We start from the raw sequence: 25,955 nt of genomic DNA on the forward strand, positions 1-25,955 counted from the left end.
CTGACCTCAGGTCGGGCGGGCCTGGGTCCCCACGGGCGTGCGCCGGCTGTTGGCGGCCAGGCCGGTTTCCACCAGCTGGGCCATGCCCGGCACCATTTCCTGCCGCAGCCAGTCCAGCTTTTGCCCCGGTGCGCCCCGGCCGGCGGTGGGGAAGGCGCGCTTCCAGCCGCCCAGTTTCACCGCCAGGCCGCAGCATAGGGCGCCGACGCTGGTGTGATGCGCCTCGATCTCACGGCGCATGGCCTGGAAGCCGTCCGCGGACAGGTCGTCCCACAGCTGCCGCGTCATGCGGTCGAAGCTGCGGAAGCATCCCTCCAGCTGGGCCATGATGATGTCCAGGCTGGTATCCACCGTGGTGATCAGGCGCTGGGCGGCGCTGTCGCTTTGCACCAGCGGCGCGCGTTTCAGATCCACCAGCCAGCGGCCGAACTCCTCCAGCAGGGCATGGGCGCCGTCGCGGCAGCTGCGGAAATAGGCGACCGACAGGAAGATGTCGCCGTACTGCGCCAGGAATTCGGGAATCTCCGTCAGCTTCAGGCCCAGCCGCCCGGCGATGTGGCGCAGGTTGGCCAGCGTCTCCGCCCGGTCGGGGCTGGAGAGCAGGGCCGTCAGGTCGCCCATGTTCTCCACGCGCGCCGCCTGCTCGCCATAGACGCGGCGCAACAGGGGGCGGGTGAAGCCCTGCATGTAATGGGTCAGTTCTTCCTGCTTTTCCGGGGACAGCACCAGGTGCTGGTGCTCATCCACCGCGATGCCCAGGGCACGCAGCTCGATGCGCAGGGAGTAGACGTCGAACGACGCCACGGCGCCCAGTTTCAGCAGCAGGGCCATGTCGCGTTCCAGCGACGCCTTGTCGGCCGCGAATTCCCGCCCCAGGCCCTCGATCTGGATGAGCCCGGTGCCGGCGCGGGCGTCACGGAACAGTTCCACCATCGTTTCCAGCCGCGCCGTCTTCACCAGGCGCGCGCGCTTCAACCCGTTGACGGTCAAGGGCAGCAGGTGCAGCGGCAGCAGATGCAGGGCGTCGGTTTCATCCGACCAGGCCGCGGTGTCACGAACAGGACGATCGGCGGCGGCGTGGGATATGCCGTCGGCGCGGGGCGGCTCCAGCGTGAGCGGGCGCAGCGGCATGGTACGGGGCAGGGCGGGGGGTGGCGCGGGCGGCGGCGCTGAAGCCATCGGGTCGGCGCCTGGCGACGCATCGTGGACTGCAAGCGGCATATGGTCGTCCTGAAAGCCGTAATGCGGTCCGTCACCCGAATTGGACGGCCGATGGAAAGGGCGGAACCGGGCTGCCACCCTGTTTCCGGCAATCAGCATAAATCCAATTGAGTACTAGTAAAGTACTAACTCAATGGGTGGGGCGAGCGGGGGACGCGTTTGCTCTATTTTTAGTGTTGTCGGCAATAATTACATCAAATCCAATATAATTACTCGTCACAATTCATCGCTTCCCGTAGGTAAGTGGGCGCCCTATGTGGCTGAGTGGGCGGACGGTCAAGGGCAGGGGCGGGGCCGTGGCGCGGCCGCGCCCCGCGTCGGCCGCCGGGCAGCCATCCCGTTCTTGCCTGCTGGCGGCGGCGGGGCCATAGTCCGGCCCCGATACGGCGGCGTCCCCCGTGCGGGGGGCGTATCCGTCCCCCTCTGACCGCCCTAGGGATCCCATGCGCTTTCCGCACCGGCACCTGCTTGGCATCGAAGGCCTGAGCCAGGCCCAGATCAACACCATCCTGGATCTGGCCGACACCTACGTCGAACAGAACCGCAGCCCCAACAAGAAGTCGGACGTGCTGCGCGGCAAGACCGTGGTGAACCTGTTCTTCGAGAACTCCACCCGCACCCGCACCAGCTTCGAGCTGGCGGCCAAGCGGTTGGGGGGCGACGCCATCAACATGTCGGTTGATGGTTCCAGCGTGAAGAAGGGCGAAACCCTGCTGGACACCGCCACCACGCTGAACGCCATGCACCTGGACGTGCTGGTGGTGCGCCATCCGGAGTCGGGCGCGGTGAAGCTGCTGGCCGACAAGGTGAACTGCGCCGTGATCTCCGGCGGCGACGGCGCGCACGAGCATCCGACCCAAGCGCTGCTGGACGCGCTGACCATCCGCCGCAACAAGGGCCGCCTGGATGGCCTGACGGTGACCATCTGCGGCGACATCCTGCACAGCCGTGTCGCCCGGTCCAACATACAGCTCCTGAACATCATGGGTGCGCGCGTGCGCGTGGTGGCGCCGCCCACCCTGCTGCCCCGCGCCATCGGCGAGCTGAGCGTGGAGGTGCACCACGACATGGCCACCGGCCTGAAGGATGCCGACATCGTCATGATGCTGCGCCTGCAGCTGGAACGCATGCAGGGGCAGTTCGTGCCCTCGGTGCGGGAGTACTACCGCTTCTTCGGCCTGGATTATGAGAAGCTGGCGGCGGCCAAGCCGGACGCCCTGATCATGCATCCCGGTCCGATGAACCGCGGCGTGGAGATCGACAGCCTGGTGGCCGACGACATCAACCGCAGCGTCATCCTGCAACAGGTGGAACTGGGGGTGGCCGTGCGCATGGCCTGCCTGGATCTCCTGACCCGGCATGGCCGCAACGACCCGGCCTGACGCGTCCCCCCGTCTCCGCCCCGCCTCACCGCCTCTCGACCTTCCGGGACCATCCCCATGGCCACACACGCCCGCACCGCCATCCTGAACGCCCGCCTGCTGGATCCGGACAGCCGCCTGGACCAGCGCGGTTCCCTGCTGATCGACGGGGGCAAGATCGCCGATCACGGCCCCGGCCTGTTCCGGGACGGCGTGCCGGACGGTATCGAGATCATCGACGCCGAAGGCGCCTGCGTCGCCCCCGGCCTGGTCGATCTGCGGGCCCAGGTGGGCGAGCCGGGGCACGAGGATAATGAGACGCTGAAGACCGCCAGCCAGGCGGCGGCGGCCGGCGGCGTTACCGCCCTGGCCTGCCTGCCCGACACCGACCCGGTCATCGACGACGTGGCGGGCCTGGAGTTCATCGCCCGCCGCGCGCGGGAGGTGAAGCTGGTGAAGGTTTTCGCCTATGCCGGCATCACGCGCGACCTGGGCGGCAAGGAACTGACCGAGATGGGCTTGCTGGCCGAGGCCGGCGCGGTGGGCTTCACCGATGGCGGCAAGGCCGTGGCCGACGCCCTGGTCATGCAGCGGGCGCTGGCCTACGCCAGCATCTGGGGTCGCCCCATCATGCAGCACCCGCAGGAACCGCGACTGGCCACCGGCGCCATGAATTCGGGCGAGATCGCCACCCGGCTGGGCCTGTCCGGCATTCCCGCCGTGGCCGAGGTCATCATGCTGGAGCGTGACCTGCGCCTGGTGGAGGCCACGGGCGGCCGCTACCACGCCGCCGACATCTCCACCGCCGAGTCCGTGGCCGTCATCCGCGCCGCCAAGCGCAAGGGCCTGAAGGTCACCTGCGACACCGCCCCGCCGTACTTCACCCTGACGGAACGGGATGTCGGCGACTACCGTACCTTCTTCAAGCTGTCGCCGCCGCTGCGCACCGAGGACGACCGCCAGGCGATCGTGGAAGGGCTGGCCGACGGCACCATCGACTGCATCACCAGCGACCATCTGCCCTGGAACCAGGACGCCAAGCGCGTGCCCTTCGCCCAGGCGGCCTTCGGTTCCGTGGGCCTGGAGACGCTGCTGCCCCTGACGCTGGATCTGGTGCACAAGGGGCACTTGAGCCTGCTGGACGCCTTGGCCACCGTCACGGTCAAGCCGGCCGCCGTGCTGGGCCTGGGGCTGGGCCGCCTGCGCACCGGGGCCGCCGCCGACCTGGTCATCTTCGATGCCGAGCGGCCTTGGCGCGTGGATGCCGAGGCGTTGCACAGCAAGTCCAAGAACAGCTGCTTCGACAAGCACCCGGTGCAGGGCCGCGTGCTGCGCACCCTGGTGGATGGCCGCACCGTCTTCCAACTGGCGGCCTGATGCCCATGGACACGGCGGCGCTGCCCCTGATGCCCCTGCTGCTGACGCTGGCCGGCGGCTACCTGCTGGGCTCCATCCCCTTCGGCCTGGTGCTGGCCTATCTGGGCGGCTATGGCGACATCCGCAAGATCGGCTCCGGCAACATCGGCGCCACCAACGTGCTGCGCACCGGCAACAAGCCCCTGGCCGCCGCCACCCTGGTGCTGGACAGCGGCAAGGGCGCCATCGCCGTGGGCGTCGCCCACTGCCTGGCCATGAGCTTCCTGCCGTCGCCGGACGCGCCGCACCTGGCCGCCCTGGTGGCCGGCGGCGGCGCCATGCTGGGCCACACCTTCCCGGTGTGGCTGGGCTTCAAGGGCGGTAAGGGTGTGGCCACGGCGCTGGGCGTGCTGCTGGCCACCTGCTGGCCGGTGGGCGTCATTGCCTGCCTGACCTGGCTGCTGGTGGCCGTCCTGTTCCGCATCTCCTCCCTCTCCGCCCTGGTGGCCCTGGCCTTGGCGCCGCTGGTCGCGTGGTTCCTGCCGGCGGTGTGGCCGGACGCCGCCGACTTCGGCGCCGGTGGAGCGGAAGCCGCCCTGGCGCTTGCCATCGCGGTGCTGGTGTGGATTCGCCATCACGCCAACATCCGACGCCTGCTGGCGGGGACGGAACCCCGCATCGGACAGGGGAAAAAGAAGGAAGGCTGACCCAGCTCAGCCCCTTTGAACCCCGGGGCGCCTATCCTTATGTCAAGGATGTCCCCTTGAGGAGGAACGGTGATGAGCAAGAAGACGGACAAGGACGCCGATACCGGCAGCATCCTGGGCAACATCATCCTGGAAGAGGTGGTGGAGGCGATCGAAGAGGCGCGCTCCCCCACGCCGGACATCTTCCCGCCCATCCCGCACGAGGTGCCTCAGCCCGAGGGTGCCCCGTCGGTGGACAAGCGGGAAGAGGAACGTGAGTCCCCGAGGAAGCGGCCGGATGCGCCGGGGCACCACAGCCGCTAGCCTCACGGCATCCACACCTCAGCCCTGGCCGGCGGCCTTCAGGATCAGGCCGGCGATTTCCTGCGCGTGCGACACTAGGGTCAGATGGCCGCCGTCGACCTCGATGGTGTCCGCGTTCATGCGCTTGGCCAGGAAACGCTCCAGGTCGGGGGAGATGGTCAGGTCCTGCTTGGACACCGCATAATAGCTGGGCTTGTCGTGCCAGGCGGCGGCGGTGGTGCGGCCCGCGAAGATGCTGGCGGCCGTCGGGCCCTGTTCGGCATACAGCGCCTTGGCCTGCGCCGGGGCGACACCGTTGGCGAAGTAGTCCAGGAAGCCCTTTTCCGAGATGACGGTCATGCCGTCATGGTTCTGCACCTCCGCCCGCACGGGCATGGTGGGGAACTTGGCCGAAAGGGCCACGAAGTCCTCGTTCGCATCCGGGGCGCGGGCGGCGACATAGACCAGGGCCGTGACCTTGGGGTCGGTGCCCACATCGCTGATCACCGTGCCGCCCCAGGAATGGGCCACCAGCACGGTGGGACCATCCTGCTGCGCCAGCACAGCGCGGGTGGCGGCGTCCGACTCAGCCAACGAGGTCAACGGGTTCTGCACGGCCGTGACATGCAGTCCCTTCGCCTGCAGGATCTTGATGACCTCGTTCCAGCTGGATCCATCGGCCCAGGCGCCGTGCACCAGCACGACGTTATGGACGGGGGCCGGAGCCGCCGGGGTGGTGGCCGCGGCGGCAGGCAGGGCAACGGTGGACGCGGTCAGGGCGAGGGCGGCGACAAAGGACAGCTTGCGAAACATGGCGGGTCTCCTAGCATGGGATCGAACGGGGGAAGCGCTGTGGCCTCTTTCCTGTCTTCGGCGGCCCGGCCCCGGGCGTAACAGCGCCCGCGGAATTTTTTTTAGAAAATTTTTTCGAGCCGCCGCGTAACAACCCGGCCCTCGCTGGCGAAGGATGGATATGGACCCGTTGGAAGAGCGGTGGGCGGCGGCGATGCGCGCGGAACGGCGTGGCGATGCCGCCGCCTATCAGCGCTTCCTTGCCGAGGCGGCAACGCTATTCCGGCGGGTGGTCCATAACCGCCTGGGCCGCTTCGGCCTGGGCACGGCGGAGACGGAAGACATCGTGCAGGAAATACTGATCGGCCTGCATACCAAGCGGCACACCTGGGACCCTGGCCGGCCGCTCTTGCCCTGGCTGCACGGCATCGCGCGCTACAAGTTCCTGGACGCGGCCCGCAAGCTGCGGCGGGAGGCGTCGGGCACCGCCGACCTCACCATCGACGACCTGGCGGACGCCCTGGCGGCGCCGGAGGAGGAGCGGGAGCGCGCCCTGGTGGACGTGGATCGCCACATCGCCCAGTTGCCGGCCGGCCAGCGGGGCGTGGTGCGGGCCCTGGCCGTGGAGGGGCTCTCACCCCAGGCCACGGCCCGGCAGCTGAACCTCAGCGAAGGCTCCGTCCGCGTGCTGTTCCACCGCGCCCTGAAGGCCCTGTGGAACGCCGCCGATCCGCCCGCTGGGGATGAAAGAGGGAGGAAGCCATGAACCGCTCGACCGAGACCTTGATCGCGCAGCTGTCGGGGCAGGCGGGGCGCCGTTCCGGCTTGCGCATGGAGGCCTTCCCCGCCGTTCTGGTCCTGGCGCTGACCCTGTCACTGGCTATCGCCATTGCCGTGGTTCTGGCCCTGGCGGGTGTGCGGCCGGACATCGGCACGGCGGCGACGCAGGCGCCCTTCCTGTTCAAGGTGGCCGGCACCGGCGCCTTGGCGCTGGCCGGCGCCTGGCTGGTTCTGCGGTCGGCGGCGCCGGGGCGGGGACTACCGCGCCTGGCCCCTTTGCTGCCCGGCTTCCTGATCATGACCTTCCGGGCAGCCACCGACCGCTCCGGCCTTTCCTATTTGGGCCTGCACACCTATTCCGCCCTGACGTGCATGAGCATCATCATCGCGGCCTCCCTGCCGGCCCTGGCCGCCCTGATCCTGCTGCTGCGCCACGGCGCGCCCACGGAGCCGGTGCGCGCCGCCGCCGTGGCCGGTGGCCTGGCCGGCGCGCTGGGGGCCATGGCCTATGCGCTGGCCTGCGAGAACGACGCCGGCACCTTTGTGCTGCTGTGGTACAGCGCCGCCATCGCCATCATGGCGGCGGTGGGCGCCGTGGCTGGGCGTATGGCGTTGCGGTGGTAGGGGGCGGGTCAAGGCCATCGCTGAGCGCCGTGCAGAACACGCAGGATCACTACGGTATTTGATCTGATTCGATAGACGACAATGTACGGCGTATCGGTGACGACCAGTTCCTGGGTGCCAGCCACCCGACCGGGGCGGCCACTACGCGGATACTGCGCCAACTGCTCCACCGCGGCTTCCACCGCATCACCGATCCTGACGGCAGCAGTGGGATTACGATCCGCGATATAAATGATCTGATTGCCGAACTCGCGCTGGGCCGCTGGCAACCATTCAATCTTCATTCGCCAGCCTCAGGGCACGCTTCAACAGCTCAGCCCGCTGTAGATGCCAATCGGCTTTGACCTGTTCATGGGGAATTCGTGCCACCGACGGGTCATCCGATTCCCGCAGGCCTTGTTCCACCTGAGCGCGGAACCACGCATCATGCTCCCGGGCTTCCTGCCTCTGGCGGACGAAGTCTCGCATGAAATCGCGAACGATTTGTGAGGCCGGACGATGGACGGCCTCAGCCTCAGCCATGAATTGGTCGCGTAGGTCCGCTTCCAATTTCAGCGTGAACATTGCTTCCTTGGCCACGAGGCACCTCCGATCATATAGACAAGGTATATACCTCAGGGGTCGTTAGAACCAGCCCACGGGAATCTTAATCCTTAATCCACTCCACCAGCGCCTGGTTCACCGCCGCCGGCTGTTCCAGGGTGGTGGCGTGGCCGCATTGGGGCACGACCACCAGCCTTGCGCCGGGGATGGCGGCGGCCATGTCGTGGGACCGTTGCGGCGGCATCAGGGGATCGCTGTCCCCCACCAGCACCAGGGTGGGTACACGGATGGCGGGCAGGGTGGGGCGGCTGTCGGGACGGCCGATGATGGCCGCCGTCTGGCGCGCCAGCCCCTCCACCCCGACCGTCAGGCCCATGCGCAGGTTGACCGCCGCCAAGTCCGCGTCATCCCGGCGGTCGGGATGATGCATGGTGGACATGGCATGGCGCAGCACGGTGGCGAACTTGGCCTTGCGCGCCAGGGCGACAAAGGTCCGGCGCTGCTCTGACTGCTCCGGCGTGTCGGGCAGTGCCTGGGTGCTGATCAGCGCCAGCTTCACCACCCGTTCCGGCGCCTGGCGCATGATTTCCAGGGCGACGTAGCCGCCCATGGACAGGCCCGCCAGGGCGAAGCGGGGCGGGGCCTCAGCCAGGATGGCGGCCGCCATGTCCGCCATCGTCTCCCCCGTCAGGGTGTTGGCGACGGTGACGGGGCCGTGGGGCCACAGCGCCGCGACCTGCGGGGCGAACACCTCGGCCGTGCACAGCAGGCCGGGGATCAGGACGATGGGCGTCATGCCCCTTTGGCCTTGCGTTTCTTGTTGGGCACCACGGCCTCCACCGCCGGCGGCACTTCCGACAGGTAGGGCTTCAGGTAATGGCCGGTGTGGCTTTCCGGCACGGTTGCCACATGCTCCGGCGTGCCTTCGGCCACGATACGGCCGCCGCCGGCGCCGCCCTCCGGCCCCATGTCGATGATCCAGTCGGCGGTCTTGATGACCTCCAGATTGTGCTCGATCACCAGCACGGTGTTGCCCTGGTCCACCAGGGCGTGCAGCACCTCCAGCAGCTTGCGCACGTCCTCGAAGTGCAGGCCGGTGGTGGGCTCGTCCAGGATGTAGAGGGTTCTGCCGGTGGCGCGGCGCGACAGTTCCTTGGCCAGCTTCACGCGCTGGGCCTCGCCGCCCGACAGGGTGGTGGCCGGTTGTCCGACATGGATGTAGCCCAATCCGACCTCATCCAATGTCTGCATGCGGTCGCGGATGGCGGGCACGGCCTGGAAGAAGGACGCCGCCTCCTCCACCGTCATGTCCAGCACGTCGGCGATACTCTTGTCCTTGTACAGGACCTCCAGCGTCTCGCGGTTGTAGCGCTTGCCGTGGCAGACGTCGCAGGTGACGTAGACGTCGGGCAGGAAGTGCATCTCGATCTTGATGACGCCGTCGCCCTGGCAGGCCTCGCACCGGCCGCCCTTGACGTTGAAGCTGAAGCGGCCGGCGCCGTAGCCCCGGGCCTTGGCCTCCGGCAGGCCGGCGAACCAGTCACGGATCGGCGTGAAGGCGCCGGTGTAGGTCGCGGGGTTGGAGCGGGGCGTGCGGCCGATGGGCGACTGGTCGATGTCGACGATCTTGTCCAGGTGCTGCAGGCCCAGGATGTCGTCATGCGCGCCCGGATGTTCCCGCGCGCCGTTCAGGCGCTTGGCCAAGGCCTTGTACAGCGTCTCGACGATCAGGGTGGACTTGCCGCCGCCGGACACGCCGGTGACGCAGGTGAAGGTGCCCAGGGGGATGCGGGCGTGCACGTCCTTCAGGTTGTTGGAGCGCGCGCCGATGACCTCCAGGAACTGGCCCTTGTGGCCGGCCCGGCGGCGGTCCGGCAGGGCGATGCGGCGCCGGCCGGTCAGGTAGTCGCCGGTGACGCTGGCCGGGTTCGCCATGACCTCCGCCGGGGTGCCGGCGGCCACCACCGTGCCGCCATGGACGCCGGCGCCTGGCCCCATGTCGACCAGATAGTCGGCGGTGCGGATGGCGTCCTCGTCATGCTCCACCACCAGCACGGTGTTGCCGAGATCCCGCAGGCGCTTCAGCGTGGCCAGAAGGCGGTCGTTGTCGCGCTGGTGCAGGCCGATGGAAGGTTCGTCCAGCACGTACAGCACGCCGGTCAGGCCGCTGCCGATCTGCGAGGCCAGGCGAATGCGCTGGCTTTCGCCGCCCGACAGGGTGCCGGAGGCGCGGTCCATGGCCAGATATTCCAGGCCGACGTTGTTCAGGAAACCCAGCCGTTCGTTGATTTCCTTCAGGATGCGGTTGGCGATGTCCTTCTGCTTTTGCGTCAGGTGGCCGTCCAGGCCCAGGAACCAGGCGCCGGCTTCCTGGATGGACATGCGGCTGACCTCGGCGACGTTCAGGCCGTTGATCTTGACGGCCAGCGCCTCCGGCTTCAGGCGCGCGCCGCCGCAGGCCTCGCAGGGCTGGGCCGACTGATACTTGGAAAGCTCCTCCCGCATGAAGTTGCTTTCCGTCTCCTTCCAGCGGCGCTCCAGGTTGCGCACCACGCCCTCGAAGGGCTTGTTGGTCTCGTAGGAGCGCAAGCCGTCGTCATAGCGCAGGGTCACCGGCTTGCCGCCGGAGCCGAACAGGATGAGGTTCTTCAAATCCTCCGGCAGGTCGCTCCACGGCGTGTCCATGCGGGCGTTGTGGTGGCGGGCCAGGCTTTCCAAGGTCTGGGCATAGTATTGGGAGGTGGAGCCCGCCCAGGGAGCGATGGCGCCGTCCTTCAGGGACAGGCGCGTGTCCGGCACCACCAGTTCAGGATCGAAATACAGCTTCTGGCCCAGGCCGTCGCAGGCGGGGCAGGCGCCGAAGGGATTGTTGAAGGAGAACAGGCGCGGCTCGATCTCCTCGATGGTGAAGCCGCTGACCGGGCAGGCGAACTTGGCGGAGAACACTGTGCGCTCGCCCCCGTCCGCGTTCTCCGCGAACACCAGGCCGTCCGCCAGTTCCAGCGCCGTCTCGATCGAATCCGCCAGGCGGTTGCCAAGGCCTTCCTTCACGACGATGCGGTCGACCACCACCTCGATGTCATGCTTCAGCTTTTTGTCCAGCGCCGGCGCCTCGTCGATCTCCATCATCTCGCCGTTGATCTTCACGCGCTGGAAGCCGCGCTTGCGCAGCTCCTGAAGTTCCTTCTTGTACTCACCCTTGCGGCCGCGCACGACCGGAGCCAGCAGGTAGAGGCGCGTGCCCTCGGGCATGGCCATGATGCGGTCCACCATCTGGCTGACCGTCTGGCTTTCGATGGGCAGGCCGGTGGCGGGGGAGTAGGGGATGCCGACCCGGGCAAAGAGCAGGCGCATATAGTCGTAAATCTCCGTCACCGTGCCGACGGTGGAGCGGGGATTGCGGCTGGTCGTCTTCTGCTCGATGGAGATGGCGGGGGACAGCCCCTCGATGCTGTCCATGTCCGGTTTCTGCATCAGCTCCAGGAACTGGCGCGCATAGGCCGACAAGCTTTCCACGTAGCGCCGCTGCCCTTCGGCGTAGATGGTGTCGAAGGCCAGCGATGATTTGCCTGACCCCGACAACCCGGTGATGACCACCAGCTTGTCGCGCGGCAAATCCACGTCGACGTTCTTCAGATTGTGTTCCCGCGCGCCGCGGACGCTGATATATTTGTTCATGGTATGTTCTGAATAATCGATCGGGGCAGGCGCTGGCAAGGGGAATACGCCGGTAGGCCGCCTTCCCACCGGCCAGCCGGCGACAGCGCCTTAATATGGGGATGCCTGTGTCAAAAGGCGACAGCAGGATGCATCCCCTTATGGACGATTTGGTGACACGGGGCCAGGGTGCCCCAAAAGGGCGTCCTGATCGATATTTTGGGTATGCCGAGGGCCCGCACCACCATCGCTGTGGCATTGGACAGGGACGGCGGTGTAGGCTCTCCCCATCAACGGCGGGGCGTTTTTCGCCCTCATTTGGATTCAGGACGGATCGGACATGGCTGGCAGCGTCAACAAAGTCATCCTCATCGGCAACCTGGGCAAGGAGCCCGAGGTCAGGTCCATGCAGAACGGCGGCAAGGTGTGCAACCTGCGCATCGCCACGTCCGAGACGTGGAAGGACCGCAACAGTGGGGAGCGGCAGGAACGCACCCAGTGGCACCAGGTGGTGATCTTCAATGAGGCGCTGATCGGTGTTGCCGAGCGCTTCCTGAAGAAGGGCTCCAAGGTCTACATCGAAGGCCAGCTGGAAACCCGCAAGTGGACCGACCAGTCCGGCCAGGAGAAGTACACGACCGAAGTGGTTCTGCGTCCCTTCCGGGGGGAGCTGACCATGCTCGAGGGCCGTGACGGCGGCGGTGGCGGTGGCGGCTACGAGTCGGGTGGCGACTTTGGCGGCGGTGGGTCCAGCTACGGCGGCGGCGGCGGCGGGGGTGGTGGCTACGGCGGCGGGTCTTCCGGTGGCGGTGGCTACGGTGGGGGTGGTTCCTCCTCCGGCGGTGGTTCGCGCGGCGGCTTCGGCGGCGGCGGCAAGCCGGCCGATGACCTGGACGACGAAATCCCGTTCTGACATTCAGACCATAAGAGCCAAGGGCCGCGTCAGCGCGGCCCTTTCGCTAGGTTCCAACAGCATTAGGACGTGCGGCCCCGCCCCCGGCTGCTGTTGCCGGTCGTCGCCGTGCCGGCAGTGCTTTCCGACCGGTCGCCCTGCGGCCCTCGCTGGCCGCTGCCGGCTGCGTCCCAGTCCCCCTTTGACCCGCTGGCGCCGCCGGTGCCGCCGGTCTTAGGCGGGGCATCATGGCCGGCGATCGGCCCCTCCATCCCGCGCGACTTCTTGGTCGCGGCGTGGCCGGTCATAGCCCACTCATCCTTCAGACGCTGCGGGTCGCTGGCCTCGCGCACATCATGCTTTTTGTCCGCGGCGCCGCGCTGGTCCGGCTGCGCGGCCTGTTGGCGGGCGTGGTCGTGGTGATGCTGGGGCATGCTGTCCTCCGGCGGTCATCGTGCGGCTCATTCGCTACGGCCGGGCTACCCGGCACATTCTTAAGGCTCGAGAGCGGACATTCGTTCCCCCGGTCGCTTCGGCGCCAGTTTGGGGCGCCGGTTTGGGGATTGGGCATGGGCCATCTTCGCTTTCGGGGGATTGCCGCCGACCGGTCCGGGAATGGTAGGCTGGCCGCCAACAGGTTAACGGCGGCGCTGGCCTTGTAGCGGCGGCGCCCGGCATAGCGAGACTGAGACCATGCGCACGCTGAAGGTCGCCCTGCACCAGATGAACTACACCACGGGCGATTTCCGGGGGAATTTCGAGCGGACCAAGGCCAGCATTCTGGCGCAGCGGCAGGCCGACCTGCATGTTCTGCCGGAGTGCGCCGTGGCCAACTATGCCGCCGGCGACTATCTGTTGGAGGCCGACTACCAGCAGGCCATCGTCCACTGGACGGAGCAGTACCGCCTGCTGTCTGAGCAGGCCGGCACCACCATCGTCTTGGGCACCCCCCTGCGCGGCAAGGTGCAGGGGCGCAAGATGGGCAACGGCCTGGTGGTGTTCGAGCGGGGCCGCGCGGTGCTGAGCCAGTTCAAGACCCATCTGCCCAACTATGACGTCTTCGACGACGTGCGCTGGTTCGAGGCGCGGGGGGAACAGATGGGCGCCGATGCCGAAATGGGCGTGCTGCGGTTCCAGGCCGCCGGCGGCCCCGTCACCCTGGGCTTCTGCATCTGCGAGGACATCTGGTTCGACGACGTCACCCATGACCTGAGGCAGATGGGCGCGGAGGTCATCGTCTCCCTCAACGCCAGCCCCTACGCCATCGCCAAGGGCAATTTCCGCCGCCGCCTGTTCGCCCAGCGCATCCAGGAAACGGGCCTGCCCCTGGTCTACGTCAACCAGGTGGGCGGCAATGACGAGCTGGTGTGGGAGGGCTGTTCCGCCATCATGGATCCGGCGGGCGCCATTTATGAGATGGCGATCGGCGGGGAAGGGGGCGCCACCGTGACCCTGGCGGATCAGGGCCAGGGCTTCCGCTTGGCCGAAACGCAGGCGCCTGTCCAACTGACCGACCCGCAGGAACGCTATCTGGTCGTGGGCCTGGGCCTGCGCGACTACATCGAGAAGAATGGCTTCCAGGACGTGGTCTTCGGCCTGTCCGGTGGCGCCGATTCCACCCTGGTGGCGGCCCTGGCGGCCGACGTGTTCGGCCCCGCCAAGGTCAATGCCGTCATGATGCCCTCGCCCTACACCAGTTCCGGTTCCAACACCCGGGCGGCGGAGTTCGCGGCGGGCGTGGGGGAGGGCTTCAGTGCCATCAGCCTGCCCATCACCGTGGAGTATGAGGCCGGGCTGGCCAAGTTCCGCAACGCCTTCGGCCGCGACATGGGCAGCCTGGCCGACGAAAACTTGCAGGCGCAGATCCGGGGCAACACCCTGTCCGCCATCTCCAACGACCATGGCCGCCGCGCCATCCTGGGCACCAGCAACAAGAGCGAGATCCTGATGGGATACGGCACGCTCTACGGCGACATGCGCGGCGCCTTCAACCCGCTGAAGGACCTGTACAAGGCCATCGATGTCTTCCCCATCCTGGAGATGCGCCTGGCCCAGGCGCAAAACCCGGACCCGCTGTTCGCCCGCATCTGGGAAGGGGCCTTCGGCAGGCCGCTGGAGCCCTATGACGCCAAGGCCCAGGCCGCGCTGCGCGCCGTCATCGATGTGGAGCCTAGCGCCGAGCTGAAGCACAACCAGCGCGACACCGACAGCCTGCCCCCCTATCCCCGCCTGGACGCGGTGTTGTGGGAGATGGAGGACGCCAAGGAGCGCCAGACCGACGCGGAGATCGCGGAAAAGCTGGGTGAGCCGCTGGAATTCGTGCAGGACATCCGCCGCCGCGTCCGCCGGGCGGAGTTCAAGCGATTCCAGTCCCCGCCCGGCCCCAAGGTGCACCGCAAGTCGCCCACCACCAAGGACCGACGCTTCCCCCTGACGGCGCGCTTCACGGGCTGATCGCGCCCCTCCCGTGACCTTTCTGTAGCGGTGGTATCGCGCCGGTGCGGCCGGCCCGCTACCGCAGTAGGATGCAACCTGTTGGTGCGGAAACAGGCCTGCAGGCTGGTCTCGAATGTGTCGATCGTTTCCAGCGTGGTCCGCCGCGGCGCTTGCCGTCCTTGCCCTGGTTCCCGGCCAGGCTTCGGCCCAGCAAACGCCAGATGCCGGCAGCATCCTGCGCGATACCGAACGCACCACCCCGCGCCTGACCGCACCGCCCGCGCCCTTGCGCCCGGTTGTGCCGGAGGCGCCGCCATTGGAGCGCCCGGCCCAAGGCCCCACCGTCCATGTCACCGCCTTCCACGTCACGGCCACGCTTTTTCCGGAGGCGGAATTGCAGGCGGTGCTGGCGCCTTTCCGTGACCGCGACCTGACCCTGGGGGAATTGCAGTCGGCCGCAGCCGCCGTCAGCGCTTATTACCGCCAGCACGGCTATCTCGCCCGCGCCTACCTGCCCCGGCAGGAAATCCGCGACGGCGTCGTCACCATCGCCGTGCAGGAAAGCCGCTTGGGCCGCGTGGTGGTCGACCCCAGCAGCGACACGCGCCTGGATGCCGACACCGCCGCCGGCTACCTGCTGGACCGGCAGGCGGCGGGCGAGGCCCTGCGCTTGGATGCGCTGGAAGGGGGAGTCGCGGCGCTGGACGCGCTGCCGGGCATCACGGCCACGGCAACGGCGGAGGCGGGCCAGGCGGCCGACCAGACCGACATCCGCCTGAAGCTGACCGAGGGGCCGCGGCTCAGCGGCGTCGCCCTGGTGGACAACCAGGCGCAGCGGGCCAGCGGTGGCTGGCGCGGCATCGCCGTGCTGTCGGCCAACGACCTGGCCGGCATTGGAGAGCAGACCGTCCTGACCGGCGTGCGCAGCCTGGGCAGCACCTACGGTCGCCTGGCCGCAACCCTGCCCGTGGGCTACTCCGGCCTGCGCCTGGGGGTCAATGGCAGCGCCTTCGATTATCGCGTCGCCCATGACTTCAACGCCGGCACGCCTGACGGGTGGGGCGCCACCGGCGGGGCGGTGGCCACCCTGCCGCTGTGGCGGACGGAGGATGCGGCCCTGGACGGCCGCCTGGTCTATGAACATCGCCGTTTGGTCAACCGTACGGCGGAGATCGTGACGGGCATCAACGTCATCGACGCCGCCACCCTGGGCTTGAGCGCGGTGGCGCGCGACGGTTGGGATGGTGTCGACCAGGTGGATGGGACCCTGACCGCCGGCAACGTCGACCTGGGGGGCGTGCCGGAGAACCAGGCGGTGGACCATGCCTCCGCCCGCACCCAGGGCGGCTACGCCAAGCTGGCTCTTACCCTCAGCCACGCCCAACCCTTGGGCGAGGGGGTGGAGCTGGTGGCGCGGCTGGCCGGCCAGTGGGCCAGCGGCAACCTCGACAGTTCTGAACGCTTGGCCCTGGGCGGCCCCGACGCCATCCGCGCTTATCCCGTGAACGAAGGACAGGGGGCCGAGGGGGCCTTGGGCACCCTGGAACTGCGCTGGCGCCCCGTGGATGACCTTCGGCTGGCAGCCTTCTGGGACGGCGGCTGGATCCGCCAGTTCGTCAGCCCTTGGGCCGGCTGGAACCGGCGCACGGATGTGCCCAACGATTACGGCTTGCAGGGCGTCGGTATCGCCGTCTCCTGGCGGCCGGTGGACGCCCTGCTGTTCGACGCCAGCCTGGCCCATGTCGTGGGCGACAACCCGGGGCGCATCCTTGGCGCCGATAGCGACGGCCTGCGCCGCCATACCCGCGCCTGGGTGCGGGTGACGGGCAGCTTTTGAACGACCGGCAGCCGTGCACCCCTGAGGGTTGCGGCGCCGGGGGCGGCGCGGTAGGCAAGGGGGCCGCCCGGACGATCGTCGGGGCAACGATAAAGCCGCCAGAGCGTCTCTCACCATGGCCCAGTACGAGACCCCCGTGCCGCCGGAACTGTCGGCGGCGGTGACGCCCCTGCCGCCCCTGGACGAGGCGGCGGTGGAGAAGGCCTGTCCCGGGCTGCCGCCCCGGACCCCCGATGAGCGCCTGCTGCGCCGCATCTTGGTCCATGCCCGCGACCTGGTGTTGCTGGCCACGCCTCTAATGCTGACCCGCATCGGCCAGCTGTTCATGCAGACGGTCGACACCGCCATGGTCGGCCGCCATAGCGCGGAGGAACTGGCCTATTTCAGCCTGGGCGGCACCCCGGTGGGCACGGCCTTCGCCACCGTGGTCGGCCTGATGATGGGCACCATCATCCTCGTGGCCCAGGCGGTGGGGGCGGGGCGTCCGCGTGACGCCGGCGCGGTCTGGCGCCGCTCGCTGCCCTACGCTCTGCTGATCGGCAGTGTCGTCGCCATCCTCTGCCAGTTCGGCGAGGCCTTCTTCCTGCTGACGGGGCAGGAGCCCGGGATCGCCCACGGGGCGGCCCCGGTCATCGCCGTCCTGGGCCTGGGCATGCCGGCGGCGGTGCTGCAGATCAGCACCTCCTTCTTCCTGGAGGGCATCAAGCGGCCATTCCCGGCCATGGTCTCCATGATCGTGGCCAACCTGTTGAACTTCGCCCTGGATTACACCCTGGTGTTCGGGCATTTCGGCGCGCCGGCCCTGGGCGCCGTCGGGTCGGCCATCGCCACCACCACCATCCGCTGGCTCACGGCGCTGGGCCTGATCCTGTACGTCTGGACCATGCGCGACCACGCCCACTACGGCGTGCGCGGATCCTTCCTGGAATGGCGGGAGGGACGGCGCCACCGCCACCTGGGCTATGCCGCGGGCCTCAGCCAGGGTGCTGAATCCACCGCCTTCGGCACCATGGGCATCTTCGCCGGCTGGCTGGGCGCCTTGGGCCTGGGGGCCTACGCCGTGGGGCTGAACCTGCTGGCCCTCATCTTCATGGCGGCCTTGGGCCTGGCCTCAGCCACGGCGGTGCAGGTGGGCCAGGCGCACGGTGCTGGCAACCGCCGTGAGGCGACGCTGGCCGGGTGGACGGGCCTGACCCTCACGGCCCTGATCATGGTCGTCGTCGGCGTGGTGCTGTCGTCGGTGCCGGAGGGCATCGCCACCCTCTACGCCAGCGATCCGGACCTCATCCGCGTGCTGGTGCCCGCCATCGCCTTCATGGCCTGGATCGTGGTGGCGGACGGCGGACAGACGGTCATGGCCAGTGCGCTGCGCGGCCAAGGTGACAGCTGGATCCCCACCGCCCTGCATTTCTTCAGCTATTACGGCGTCATGATCCCCACAGCGGCCTATGCGGCCTTCCACCTGGGACATGGCATCATGGGCATCTTCGAGGGCATCCTGGTGGCCAGCATCGTGGCGGTCACGGTGCTGATGACCCGTTTCCACCTGCTGTCGCGGCGCTGAGCCGCTTCTGTTATCCTCGCGGCTTAGGAAACCAAGGCCGCGGGTCATGACGGAACTGACGGTACAGGCGCTGCTGGACACGGCCACGGCGCGCATCCGCGACGTGGCCTGCGCCGGCACTTGCCGGCATCGCAGCGCCGGGGAATGCGCCGGCGCCACCACCCTGGTCTTTCCCTATCGCGGCATCTATGTCCGCCACCTGGGCCGGGATGAGGCGGTGGCCGAGGCCAACCAGGTGCTGTTCTTCAACAAGGGCGATGAATACAGCGTCAGCCATCCGGTGACGGGCGGCGACGCCTGCCTGTCCATCACCGTGGACGAGGCGTTGCTGCAGGAACTGGCACCGCGTGAGCATGTGCGTGACCAGGGCGACCTGGCCTTCCGCCATCAGCGGCTGCGCATCGATCCGCGTGCCCAGGTGCTGGCCGCCCTGCTGCGCCACAGCCTGGCCCAGGGTGCCGCCGAGACGCTGGAGGCGGAGGCGCTGACCCTGACGCTGATCCGCCGGGCGCTGGGGGAGCGGACGTCGCACGCGCCCCAGGCCAGCATCGGCCATCGGAAACTGGTGGACCGGGCCAAGCTGGCGCTGAGCGGCGACCTCACCCGGCGCTGGACCCTGGCGGAGATCGCGGGCGAGGTCGGCGTCTCCCCCGTCTACCTCACCCAGGTGTTCCAGCAGGTGGAGGCGGTGCCCCTCTATCGCTATCAGCTACGCCTGCGGTTGGCCCGGGCGCTGGATCTGCTGGGCGAATACGACGACATCACTACGCTCAGCATGGACTTGGGCTTCTCCAGCCACAGCCATTTCAGCGCCGCCTTCCGCCAGGCCTATGGCCGCACCCCGGCGGAGTTCCAACGCTCCGTCCGCGCCCGGTAAATCACTAAATATTCTGACAGCGACGGTGCCGACCCAAGTGGTCTTCTTCCCCTCGGCCGGAGTGACCGGCCCTGAGTGACCGGAGGAAAACCACCATGAGTGAGAAGACCTGCGCCGCCTGCGATTACCCGCTGGATGAAAACGCCATCAGCGTGACCATCGGCGGCCGCACCGTGGAGGCCTGCTGCCAGGAATGCGCCGACAAGCTGCGCGAGGCCCAGGCGGCGGCCGGCAGCGGCGACTGAACCGGCGGCGACGGCAAAAAGGGCGGGGCTTCGCGGCTCCGCCCTTTTTCTTTGAAACGCCTCAGCGCCGGGGAAAGCCGAAGCTGAGGCTGGAGAAGACAGTTTCGAAATCCGTCTCCGCCATGGGCGGCTGCGGCTTGGTCCAGATGACGTTCAGCAGCCAATTGCCGGCATCGGGCAGGGGGAAGCGGGCGCGGCCGTCGCCGTCGGTGCGGCGGGTTTCCAGCGGCTCCGCGTCATGGGCCAGGTCCGTCAGCTTGACCAGGGCGCCCGCCAGGGGCCGGCCCTCATAATAGATCCGCACCGGCAGGTCGGCCGGCCGGGGCAGAGCATAGGGGTCGACCTCCGGCACGATCTCCAGCGTCAGGCCCAGGGGACGAGTCACCGGCGCGCCGCTGCTGCCATCACCTACCCGCACCAGCACCTTGGCCCGGCGGCTGTAATTCTCCGCCCCATCGGCGTCCATGCGATGGCCGGCGCGGCGCAGTTCGAGGGCGGGCGTGAGCCCTTCCACGGTCAGGTAGTCGTTGAAGCGCAGGGCCGGCAGGTGACTCTGCGCCCTATCGTCCGTCTCCAGCACCAGGATATGGGTGCCGGGGGCGGTGAGACGGACGGCGCCGTCCTCATCAGCCTCGCCGGGGTGCAGGGCGGCGCGCAGGTCGGACGCCGTCCCATCCGGCGCCACGTCCAGGAAGCGGACAATGCGGCGCACGGGCAAGGGGGAGCGTTGGCGGTAGGGACCGTGCCCCACCTGCAAGGTCAGGGGCAGGAGGGCGCCGGGGGCGGGATGAAAGCTCTGTGGCTGCACCCAGAAGTCATGGGCCGACGCGGACAGGGCCACCAGCATCGCCAGCAAGGCTAGCGTTCTCATCATTGCGCACCTCATTCCAGATGATCCGGCAGATAGCCGGGCGTCACTGGCAGGCAGGCCAGGGTGACCGCCAGGACGGCCATGGCGACCAGCCAGCTGGACATGACCCGAACGGCGGGGAAGGACAGGTGGCGCATTGCCCAGGCGGCGGCCGGCAGCAGGGCCAGGGCGGGCAATGCCGCCAGCAGATCCAGCGGCGCGTCCGTCACGGCGGCGAGCGCGCCGGACCACAGGCCGGTGTTGACCGCCAGGCCCCAGGCGAGATGCCGGTCGGTGCGGCAGACCAGGCCGCCGGCCGCCGTTACAGCCACGCTGATCCAGCAGCCGACGAACACCCCGTCATGCCAAGGGGGTGGATAGGTGGCCGCAACACCCGCCGCCAGGATAACCAGGCCCAGGCAAAGCCACCAGGCGCGCCGGGGGGCGGAGGCCAGGGACAAGGCCAGCGCCGCGTAAAGCAGCAACAGGGGCGGCAGGGCGCTTCTCATGGCAGCACCGCGCGGGCGAGGAAGCCCATGCCCAACAGGGCTATGGCCCCGCCCAGCCCCCGAGTCAGGCGCATCCCGCCGCGCCGGCTATTCAAATGGCCGATGGCGACGCCCGCCAGATGCAGCAGGCCGGTGGCCAGGACGAAGCCGGCGCTGTACCCGGCGGGATCGGCGGCCGATGGCAGCTCCCGCCCATGGGCGTAGCCGTGGAACAGGGCGAAGACGGCCACCAGCGCCAGGGCCAGCCAGACCGGCGCCTTGATCCCGCCGGCGACGCAGCCGCCCAGCACCAGGACGGAGCAGGCGATGCCCAGCTCCACCGGCGGCAGGGGCACCCCCACCATGCCGGCAATGGCGCCCACCACCATCATGGCGGGGAACAGGATGGGCAGGGCCAGCAGCAGGGGATTGCCCAGAACGGCGCCCCACAGGCCCACCGCCACCATGGCCAGCAAATGGTCCAGACCGCTGAGGGGATGCAGGAATCCCGGTCTGACTCCACCCGGCAGGCCGGTGCCGCTGTGCGCCGCCGCCGGGCCGCTGAACGCCACGGCGGCGGCGAGAACCAGGACCAGGCGCCTCATGACGGCGGCACCTCCGGCGCCACCAGGAAGGGGAAGATCGTGTTGGACGGCGGGTGTTCATCCCGCGTCAGGCCGTCGGCCACACCGGCGGCGGTGCCGTTCACCAGGAAGGAGCGATAGATGTTCGAGGCGTCGTAGGTCAGCGTCCGGCCGCCGCAGTCGGACCGCAGCGCCCGTTCGTCCGACAGGGCCGCCAGCTCCACGGCGAACATCTGCGTGCAGATGCCGGTGGCGCTGTTCACCCACAGCCTGTCATCAGCAAGCGTCGCCGCCAGGCGGTGATAGCGCCGCGTCGACGAAGTTTTGGCATCGGCCAGCCACTGGTTGCCGCACTGGCCGTCGAAGCTGTCGTAATAGGCAAGGCCCCTGGCGATCTCCGCCTCGAACCGGGCGCCGTCGGCGGGGGTCGCGGCGTTGTACGCCTCCTTCCACCGGTCGCCCTCCTCATCGGAACGCAACTGGCCCAGCAAGGCATTGCCGGTCAGCGGCCGGCCGGCACGGTCCACTTGGCCTTTGGCCTCCGCGGTGGCCGCCCAGACGGCCAGCAGCGGGCCGCCCTGGTTCAGCGCGTCCACATCCACCGACGCCACGATGGCCATGGGCGTCCAGCCGGCCAGCAGGTTCTTGGCCGAACCGCCGTCGGTGTGGCGCCACCTGTCCAGGATCTCGGCCGAGGTGGCGGCGTCGAAGGCGGGACAGCCGGCCTTATCCTTGGCCACGCCCCGGGCCAGGGCCGCCTCCGCCACCTGATAGGCCTGGCGGGTGCCACGCACATTGTTGAAGAATGGGTCGTCGCGCAGGCCGGCGTACAGGCGGAAGCGATGATGTTCGCCCCACAGCCCCTCCGTCGAGCTGGCATCGCCCTGGACGCGGTCAATGCCGCCCAGGCGGCAATCCGCCTGCTGCGGGCCGGGGAAGCGGCAGGTCAGGTCCATGCTTCTTACCGAGGCGTTCCCGGGTTTGCCGAAGCGGCGGGCGCTGTCGATGTGGAAGGTGTAGTCCAGCCGATCGGACAGGCTGTGCCCGACAATGGTCATCACCAGGTTCAGCTGGCGCCCGTCCTGGCTCATCCAGGCGTAGAGGTCACCGATATCGGCGCGCGGGTCGGCGATGACAGCGGGCGTGTCCAGGTGGTCGGACGCGAGGACAGGCCCGCTGAGGGGCGGCAGCCCAAGGGGCAATAGGGCCGCCAGCAGCGGGATAAGGCGCGGGAACGGGCGCATGATGGGCTTTCCAGCTTGTCTCCAGGTGGGTGGAAGCAAGCCGGAAAGCTGACGGGCGCGCTGTCGGATTCTTTAGCGACTTTCAGCGGGGCAGCAGCAATTCCACCTGCGTGCCCTGGGGGTCGCGGACATAGAGCGAAAGGGTGGGCCCATGGCGGTTGTCGCCCACACGCTCCTCGATGATGTCCAGGCCATGGGCGGCCAGATGCCCACGCACCGCCGCCTCGTCGCAGGGGGCCAGGGCGATGCACAGGTGGTCCAGGTTGCGGCCCGGCCCCGCCGGCGGCTGGGCCCAAGCCCCTTCCGGCACCGTCACGTCCACCAGGAACAGGTCGGCGTCGCCCACCCGCAGCCGCACCAGCGCATCCTCCGGCCATTCCGCCGTCATCGGGCATCCCAGGATGTCGCGGTAGAAGGCCAGGCTGGCGGCGATGTCGGTGACGGGCAGGGCCAGATGGTCGAAGCCGCGCGGGGTGAAGGGCGGAGTCATGGGGCGGGGCCGTGAGCGGGGGGAAACGCCCGCGCACTGTAGCGCCGGGGTGGGGGCTGCGGAACCCCGCAGCCGAGTCGCGCGCGTACGCGGGTACCATAGAGATACGCGGCGTGCCGGTTTCATTGTTCGCATGCGCGAATGATGCTAGAAAAGCGGCCGATCCCCATCGCCTGCGGGTGGCTGTGCAGCCACCCGTGAGGCTTGGTTTTCCTTGCTTTTGGATTCTGGTTTGGTCACGACTCCGACGCCCCCCGCGGCCCCTCCCGCCAGCGACATCACCCCCATCGCCATCGAAGAGGAGATGCGCAGCAGCTATCTCGATTACGCCATGAGCGTGATCGTGAGCCGCGCGCTTCCCGACGTGCGGGACGGCCTGAAGCCGGTGCACCGCCGCATCCTCTACGCGATGAAGGAAAGCGGCTACGACAGCACCAAGCCGTACCGCAAATCGGCCAAGGCGGTCGGCGACGTCATGGGTAACTACCACCCCCATGGCGACAGCTCGATCTACGAGGCCATGGTCCGCATGGCCCAGGATTTCTCCATGCGCCTGCCGCTGATCGACGGCCAGGGCAACTTCGGCTCCATGGACGGCGACCGCGCCGCGGCCATGCGATACACCGAAGCCCGCCTGGCCAAGTCGGCCGAGGCGATGCTGGACGATATCGATAAGGACACGATCGACTGGCAGAAGAACTACGACGAGTCGAAGGATGAACCGACCGTCCTGCCGTCGCGCTTCCCCAACCTGCTGGTCAACGGCGCCGGCGGCATCGCCGTGGGCATGGCCACCAACATCCCGCCCCATAACCTGGGCGAGGTGATCGACGCCTGTTGCGCCTATGTCGACAACCCGGACATCACCATCCCGGAGCTGATGGAGATCGTCCCCGGCCCGGACTTCCCCACCGGCGCCCTGATCCTGGGCCGTTCGGGCATCCGCTCCGCGTTCGAGACGGGCCGCGGCTCCGTCGTCATGCGCGCGAAGAGCGAGATCGAGGAGATCCGCAAGGACCGCTGGGCCATCGTCTTCACTGAGATCCCCTACCAGGTGAACAAGGCCAAGCTGATCGAGCGCATCGCTGAGGTGGTGCAGGAGAAGCTGGTCGAGGGCATCTCCGACGTCCGTGACGAGTCCGACCGCGACGGCGTGCGCGTGGTGGTGGAGCTGAAGCGCGACGCCGTGGCCGACGTGGTGATGAACCAGCTGTTCCGCCACACGCCGCTGCAGACCTCCTTCGGCGTCAACACCCTGGCCCTGAACGGCGGCCGGCCGGAGCTGATGAACCTGAAGGACATCATCGCGGCTTTCGTGAAGTTCCGCGAGCAGGTCATCACCCGCCGTACCGAGTTCGAGCTGGGCAAGGCGCGCGAGCGCGCCCACACCTTGGTGGGCCTGGGCGTGGCCGTGGCCAACCTGGACGAGATGATCGCCCTGATCCGCCGCGCGCCCGACCCGCAGTCGGCGCGCGAGGAAATGGTGGCCCGCGAATGGCCGGCCCTCGACGTGGCGCCGCTGATCACCCTGATCGACGAGCCGGGCCGCGGCCTGTCGGAGGCCGGGACCTACCGCCTGTCGGAGGCCCAGGCCAAGGCCATCCTGGAACTGCGCCTGCACCGCCTGACCGGGCTGGAGCGCGACAAGATCGGCGCCGACCTGACGGCGGTGGTGGAGCAGATCCGCCACTTCCTGGAAATCCTGTCCTCCCGGCCGCTGCTGCTGGACATCCTGCGCAACGAACTGGTGGAGGTGAAGGCGCGCTTCGATACGCCCCGCCGCACCAAGATCGAGGACCTGGAGTTCGAAGCGGACATAGAGGACCTGATCCAGCGCGAGGACATGGTCGTCATCGTCACGCAGGGCGGCTACATCAAGCGCGTGCCGGTCTCGACCTACCGGGCGCAGGCGCGCGGCGGCAAGGGCCGCAGCGGCATGCAGCTGAAGGCGGAGGATACGGTCAGCGACCTGTTCGTCGCCAACACCCACACGCCCATGCTGCTCTTCACCAACCGCGGCATGGTCTACAAGCTGAAGGTCTGGCGCCTGCCGCTGGGCCAGCCGCAGACCCGGGGCAAGGCCCTGGTGAACCTGCTGCCGCTGGAGGATGGCGAGGTCATCACCACCGTGATGCCCATGCCTGAGGACGAGGCCAGCTGGGGCGACCTGAACGTGCTGTTCGTCACCAGTCACGGCAACGTCCGCCGCAACAAGCTGTCCGACTTCACCAACATCCGCGCCAATGGCCTGATCGCCATGAAGCTGGAGGAAGAGGGTGAGCTGCTGATCGCCGCGCGCACCTGCGGCGAGGCGGACGACGTGCTGTTGGCCACGCGCCTGGGCCGCTGCATCCGCTTCCCGGTGGTGGACGTCCGCGTCTTCGCCGGCCGCACCTCCACCGGCGTGCGCGGCATCCGCCTGGCCGAGGGGGACGAGGTCATCGGCCTGTCCATCCTGCACCACACCGAGTACACGGCGGAGGATCGCGCCGCCTACCTGAAGCAGGCCAGCGCTGAGCGCCGCCAGCAGGGTGAGGAGGTCGAGGAGGCCGCCGACGTCGACCCCGAGGTCACCGGGGATGTCGGAACCCTGCCGCCTGAGCTCTATGCCGAGATGAAGGCGCGCGAGGAGTTCCTGCTGACGGTATCGGTCCAGGGTTTCGGCAAACGCACCTCGGCCTATGAGTACCGCCTGACGGGACGTGGCGGCCAGGGCATCTGGAACATGGACATGGGGGCCCGCAACAGGGCCATCGCCGCCGTGTTCCCCATCGCCGAGACCGACCAGGTGATGATGGTCAGCAACGGCGGCCAGGTCATCCGCATGCCGGTGCACGACGTGCGCATCACCGCGCGCAAGAGCAAGGGCGTCACCCTGTTCCGCCTGTCGGCGGACGAGGGCGTGGTGTCGGTCGCGCGGCTGGCGGACGACGGCACCGAGGACGGCGGGGCGGATGATGCCATGCCGGCTGAAGCCATCGCGGGCCCGGCCGCGGATGGTTCGGCCCCGGATGGTTCAAACGAGGGAACCGGCGACTGAGGGCCAAAGGTTCGAATCCCACCGGGATTCGAACCTCGCCTTGGCAAAGCCGGCGGAGGGAGCTGACACGATGGGTGGATGGGAT

General features: G+C 68.6%; 25 protein-coding genes. 13 read left to right on the forward strand and 12 right to left on the reverse strand.

What is annotated here, in order from left to right; translation table 11 throughout:
* Positions 1-6 precede the first annotated feature (6 nt).
* Positions 7-1,179: a hypothetical protein gene (locus P5F91_RS25105; RefSeq protein WP_277908602.1), complete on the reverse strand. Its 1,173-nt coding sequence runs from the start codon at positions 1,177-1,179 to the stop codon at positions 7-9.
* Positions 1,180-1,664: 485 nt separating this feature from the next.
* Between P5F91_RS25105 and P5F91_RS25110 the strand changes: the two genes are divergently transcribed.
* From P5F91_RS25110 to P5F91_RS25125, 4 genes are all read left to right on the forward strand, one after another.
* Entirely contained in the window at positions 1,665-2,603 is a 939-nt protein-coding gene (locus P5F91_RS25110; protein ID WP_145609962.1) for an aspartate carbamoyltransferase catalytic subunit, read from the forward strand.
* 57 nt (positions 2,604-2,660) lie between these two features.
* Positions 2,661-3,959, forward strand: coding sequence for a dihydroorotase (gene pyrC / locus P5F91_RS25115; protein ID WP_277908603.1), 1,299 nt, complete (start codon positions 2,661-2,663; stop codon positions 3,957-3,959).
* The gene (gene plsY / locus P5F91_RS25120) at positions 3,959-4,645 is read left to right on the forward strand and encodes a glycerol-3-phosphate 1-O-acyltransferase PlsY (protein ID WP_246134308.1); all 687 of its coding nucleotides are present in this window, start codon (positions 3,959-3,961) and stop codon (positions 4,643-4,645) included. The genes pyrC and plsY overlap by 1 nt, the downstream gene beginning before the upstream one ends.
* Before the next feature lie 72 nt (positions 4,646-4,717).
* The gene (locus P5F91_RS25125; RefSeq protein WP_145609964.1) at positions 4,718-4,948 is read left to right on the forward strand and encodes a hypothetical protein; all 231 of its coding nucleotides are present in this window, start codon (positions 4,718-4,720) and stop codon (positions 4,946-4,948) included.
* A gap of 18 nt (positions 4,949-4,966) precedes the next feature.
* Here P5F91_RS25125 and P5F91_RS25130 read toward each other — a convergent pair whose 3' ends face one another.
* Entirely contained in the window at positions 4,967-5,740 is a 774-nt protein-coding gene (locus P5F91_RS25130) for an alpha/beta hydrolase (RefSeq protein ID WP_145609965.1), read from the reverse strand.
* A 160-nt stretch (positions 5,741-5,900) separates the two neighbouring features.
* Between P5F91_RS25130 and P5F91_RS25135 the strand changes: the two genes are divergently transcribed.
* On the forward strand, positions 5,901-6,485 hold the full coding sequence (locus tag P5F91_RS25135; RefSeq protein ID WP_277908604.1) for a sigma-70 family RNA polymerase sigma factor: 585 nt from the start codon (positions 5,901-5,903) through the stop codon (positions 6,483-6,485).
* On the forward strand, positions 6,482-7,123 hold the full coding sequence (locus P5F91_RS25140) for an NrsF family protein (protein WP_145609967.1): 642 nt from the start codon (positions 6,482-6,484) through the stop codon (positions 7,121-7,123). The genes P5F91_RS25135 and P5F91_RS25140 overlap by 4 nt, the downstream gene beginning before the upstream one ends.
* Positions 7,124-7,131: 8 nt before the next feature.
* Here the strand turns inward: P5F91_RS25140 and P5F91_RS25145 are convergent, their stop codons facing one another.
* The 4 genes from P5F91_RS25145 to uvrA all read right to left on the reverse strand — a co-directional run bounded on the left by P5F91_RS25145 (position 7,132) and on the right by uvrA (position 11,344).
* Complete coding sequence (locus tag P5F91_RS25145; protein ID WP_145609968.1) at positions 7,132-7,407, reverse strand: type II toxin-antitoxin system RelE/ParE family toxin; 276 nt, start codon at positions 7,405-7,407, stop codon at positions 7,132-7,134.
* Positions 7,397-7,702, reverse strand: a complete 306-nt coding sequence (locus P5F91_RS25150; RefSeq protein WP_145609969.1) for an antitoxin of toxin-antitoxin stability system — start codon at positions 7,700-7,702, stop codon at positions 7,397-7,399. Before P5F91_RS25150 ends, P5F91_RS25145 begins: the two co-directional genes overlap by 11 nt.
* Positions 7,703-7,769: 67 nt before the next feature.
* The gene (locus P5F91_RS25155) at positions 7,770-8,462 is read right to left on the reverse strand and encodes an alpha/beta fold hydrolase (protein ID WP_277908605.1); all 693 of its coding nucleotides are present in this window, start codon (positions 8,460-8,462) and stop codon (positions 7,770-7,772) included.
* Positions 8,459-11,344 (reverse strand): excinuclease ABC subunit UvrA, encoded by a 2,886-nt coding sequence (gene uvrA, locus P5F91_RS25160; protein ID WP_277908606.1) that lies wholly within the window; start codon positions 11,342-11,344, stop codon positions 8,459-8,461. The genes P5F91_RS25155 and uvrA overlap by 4 nt, the downstream gene beginning before the upstream one ends.
* Positions 11,345-11,663: 319 nt before the next feature.
* On the opposite strand from uvrA, the gene ssb reads away from it, so the two are divergent.
* The gene (gene ssb / locus P5F91_RS25165; protein ID WP_145609972.1) at positions 11,664-12,236 is read left to right on the forward strand and encodes a single-stranded DNA-binding protein; all 573 of its coding nucleotides are present in this window, start codon (positions 11,664-11,666) and stop codon (positions 12,234-12,236) included.
* 62 nt (positions 12,237-12,298) lie between these two features.
* Here ssb and P5F91_RS25170 read toward each other — a convergent pair whose 3' ends face one another.
* The gene (locus P5F91_RS25170; protein ID WP_145609973.1) at positions 12,299-12,649 is read right to left on the reverse strand and encodes a hypothetical protein; all 351 of its coding nucleotides are present in this window, start codon (positions 12,647-12,649) and stop codon (positions 12,299-12,301) included.
* A gap of 259 nt (positions 12,650-12,908) precedes the next feature.
* Here P5F91_RS25170 and nadE point away from each other — a divergent pair, with 259 nt between their 5' ends.
* The 5 genes from nadE (at position 12,909) to P5F91_RS25195 (ending at position 19,174) form a co-directional block, all read left to right on the forward strand.
* The gene (gene nadE / locus P5F91_RS25175; RefSeq protein ID WP_277908607.1) at positions 12,909-14,669 is read left to right on the forward strand and encodes an NAD(+) synthase; all 1,761 of its coding nucleotides are present in this window, start codon (positions 12,909-12,911) and stop codon (positions 14,667-14,669) included.
* 115 nt (positions 14,670-14,784) lie between these two features.
* Positions 14,785-16,488, forward strand: a complete 1,704-nt coding sequence (locus P5F91_RS25180) for a ShlB/FhaC/HecB family hemolysin secretion/activation protein (RefSeq protein WP_277908608.1) — start codon at positions 14,785-14,787, stop codon at positions 16,486-16,488.
* A gap of 115 nt (positions 16,489-16,603) precedes the next feature.
* Positions 16,604-18,052, forward strand: coding sequence for an MATE family efflux transporter (locus tag P5F91_RS25185; RefSeq protein WP_277908609.1), 1,449 nt, complete (start codon positions 16,604-16,606; stop codon positions 18,050-18,052).
* A 46-nt stretch (positions 18,053-18,098) separates the two neighbouring features.
* Positions 18,099-18,929: a helix-turn-helix transcriptional regulator gene (locus P5F91_RS25190; protein WP_277908610.1), complete on the forward strand. Its 831-nt coding sequence runs from the start codon at positions 18,099-18,101 to the stop codon at positions 18,927-18,929.
* Between the two features lie 95 nt (positions 18,930-19,024).
* On the forward strand, positions 19,025-19,174 hold the full coding sequence (locus tag P5F91_RS25195) for a hypothetical protein (RefSeq protein WP_277908611.1): 150 nt from the start codon (positions 19,025-19,027) through the stop codon (positions 19,172-19,174).
* A 61-nt stretch (positions 19,175-19,235) separates the two neighbouring features.
* Here P5F91_RS25195 and P5F91_RS25200 read toward each other — a convergent pair whose 3' ends face one another.
* The 5 genes from P5F91_RS25200 to P5F91_RS25220 form a co-directional block, all read right to left on the reverse strand.
* Positions 19,236-20,048: a DUF4198 domain-containing protein gene (locus P5F91_RS25200; protein WP_277908612.1), complete on the reverse strand. Its 813-nt coding sequence runs from the start codon at positions 20,046-20,048 to the stop codon at positions 19,236-19,238.
* A gap of 8 nt (positions 20,049-20,056) precedes the next feature.
* The gene (locus P5F91_RS25205; protein ID WP_145609979.1) at positions 20,057-20,533 is read right to left on the reverse strand and encodes a hypothetical protein; all 477 of its coding nucleotides are present in this window, start codon (positions 20,531-20,533) and stop codon (positions 20,057-20,059) included.
* A complete protein-coding gene (locus P5F91_RS25210) occupies positions 20,530-21,117 on the reverse strand; it encodes a HupE/UreJ family protein (RefSeq protein WP_277908613.1) in 588 nt (195 codons plus the stop codon). Before P5F91_RS25210 ends, P5F91_RS25205 begins: the two co-directional genes overlap by 4 nt.
* Positions 21,114-22,340, reverse strand: coding sequence for a hypothetical protein (locus P5F91_RS25215; RefSeq protein WP_277908614.1), 1,227 nt, complete (start codon positions 22,338-22,340; stop codon positions 21,114-21,116). The genes P5F91_RS25210 and P5F91_RS25215 overlap by 4 nt, the downstream gene beginning before the upstream one ends.
* Positions 22,341-22,422: 82 nt before the next feature.
* Positions 22,423-22,830 (reverse strand): VOC family protein, encoded by a 408-nt coding sequence (locus P5F91_RS25220; RefSeq protein ID WP_186454662.1) that lies wholly within the window; start codon positions 22,828-22,830, stop codon positions 22,423-22,425.
* Positions 22,831-23,062: 232 nt separating this feature from the next.
* Between P5F91_RS25220 and gyrA the strand changes: the two genes are divergently transcribed.
* Positions 23,063-25,870, forward strand: coding sequence for a DNA gyrase subunit A (gene gyrA / locus P5F91_RS25225; protein ID WP_277908615.1), 2,808 nt, complete (start codon positions 23,063-23,065; stop codon positions 25,868-25,870).
* Positions 25,871-25,955: the final 85 nt, after the last annotated feature.

It is taken from the genome of Nitrospirillum amazonense (assembly GCF_029594735.1).
Taxonomy (GTDB): Bacteria; Pseudomonadota; Alphaproteobacteria; order Azospirillales; family Azospirillaceae; genus Nitrospirillum; species Nitrospirillum amazonense.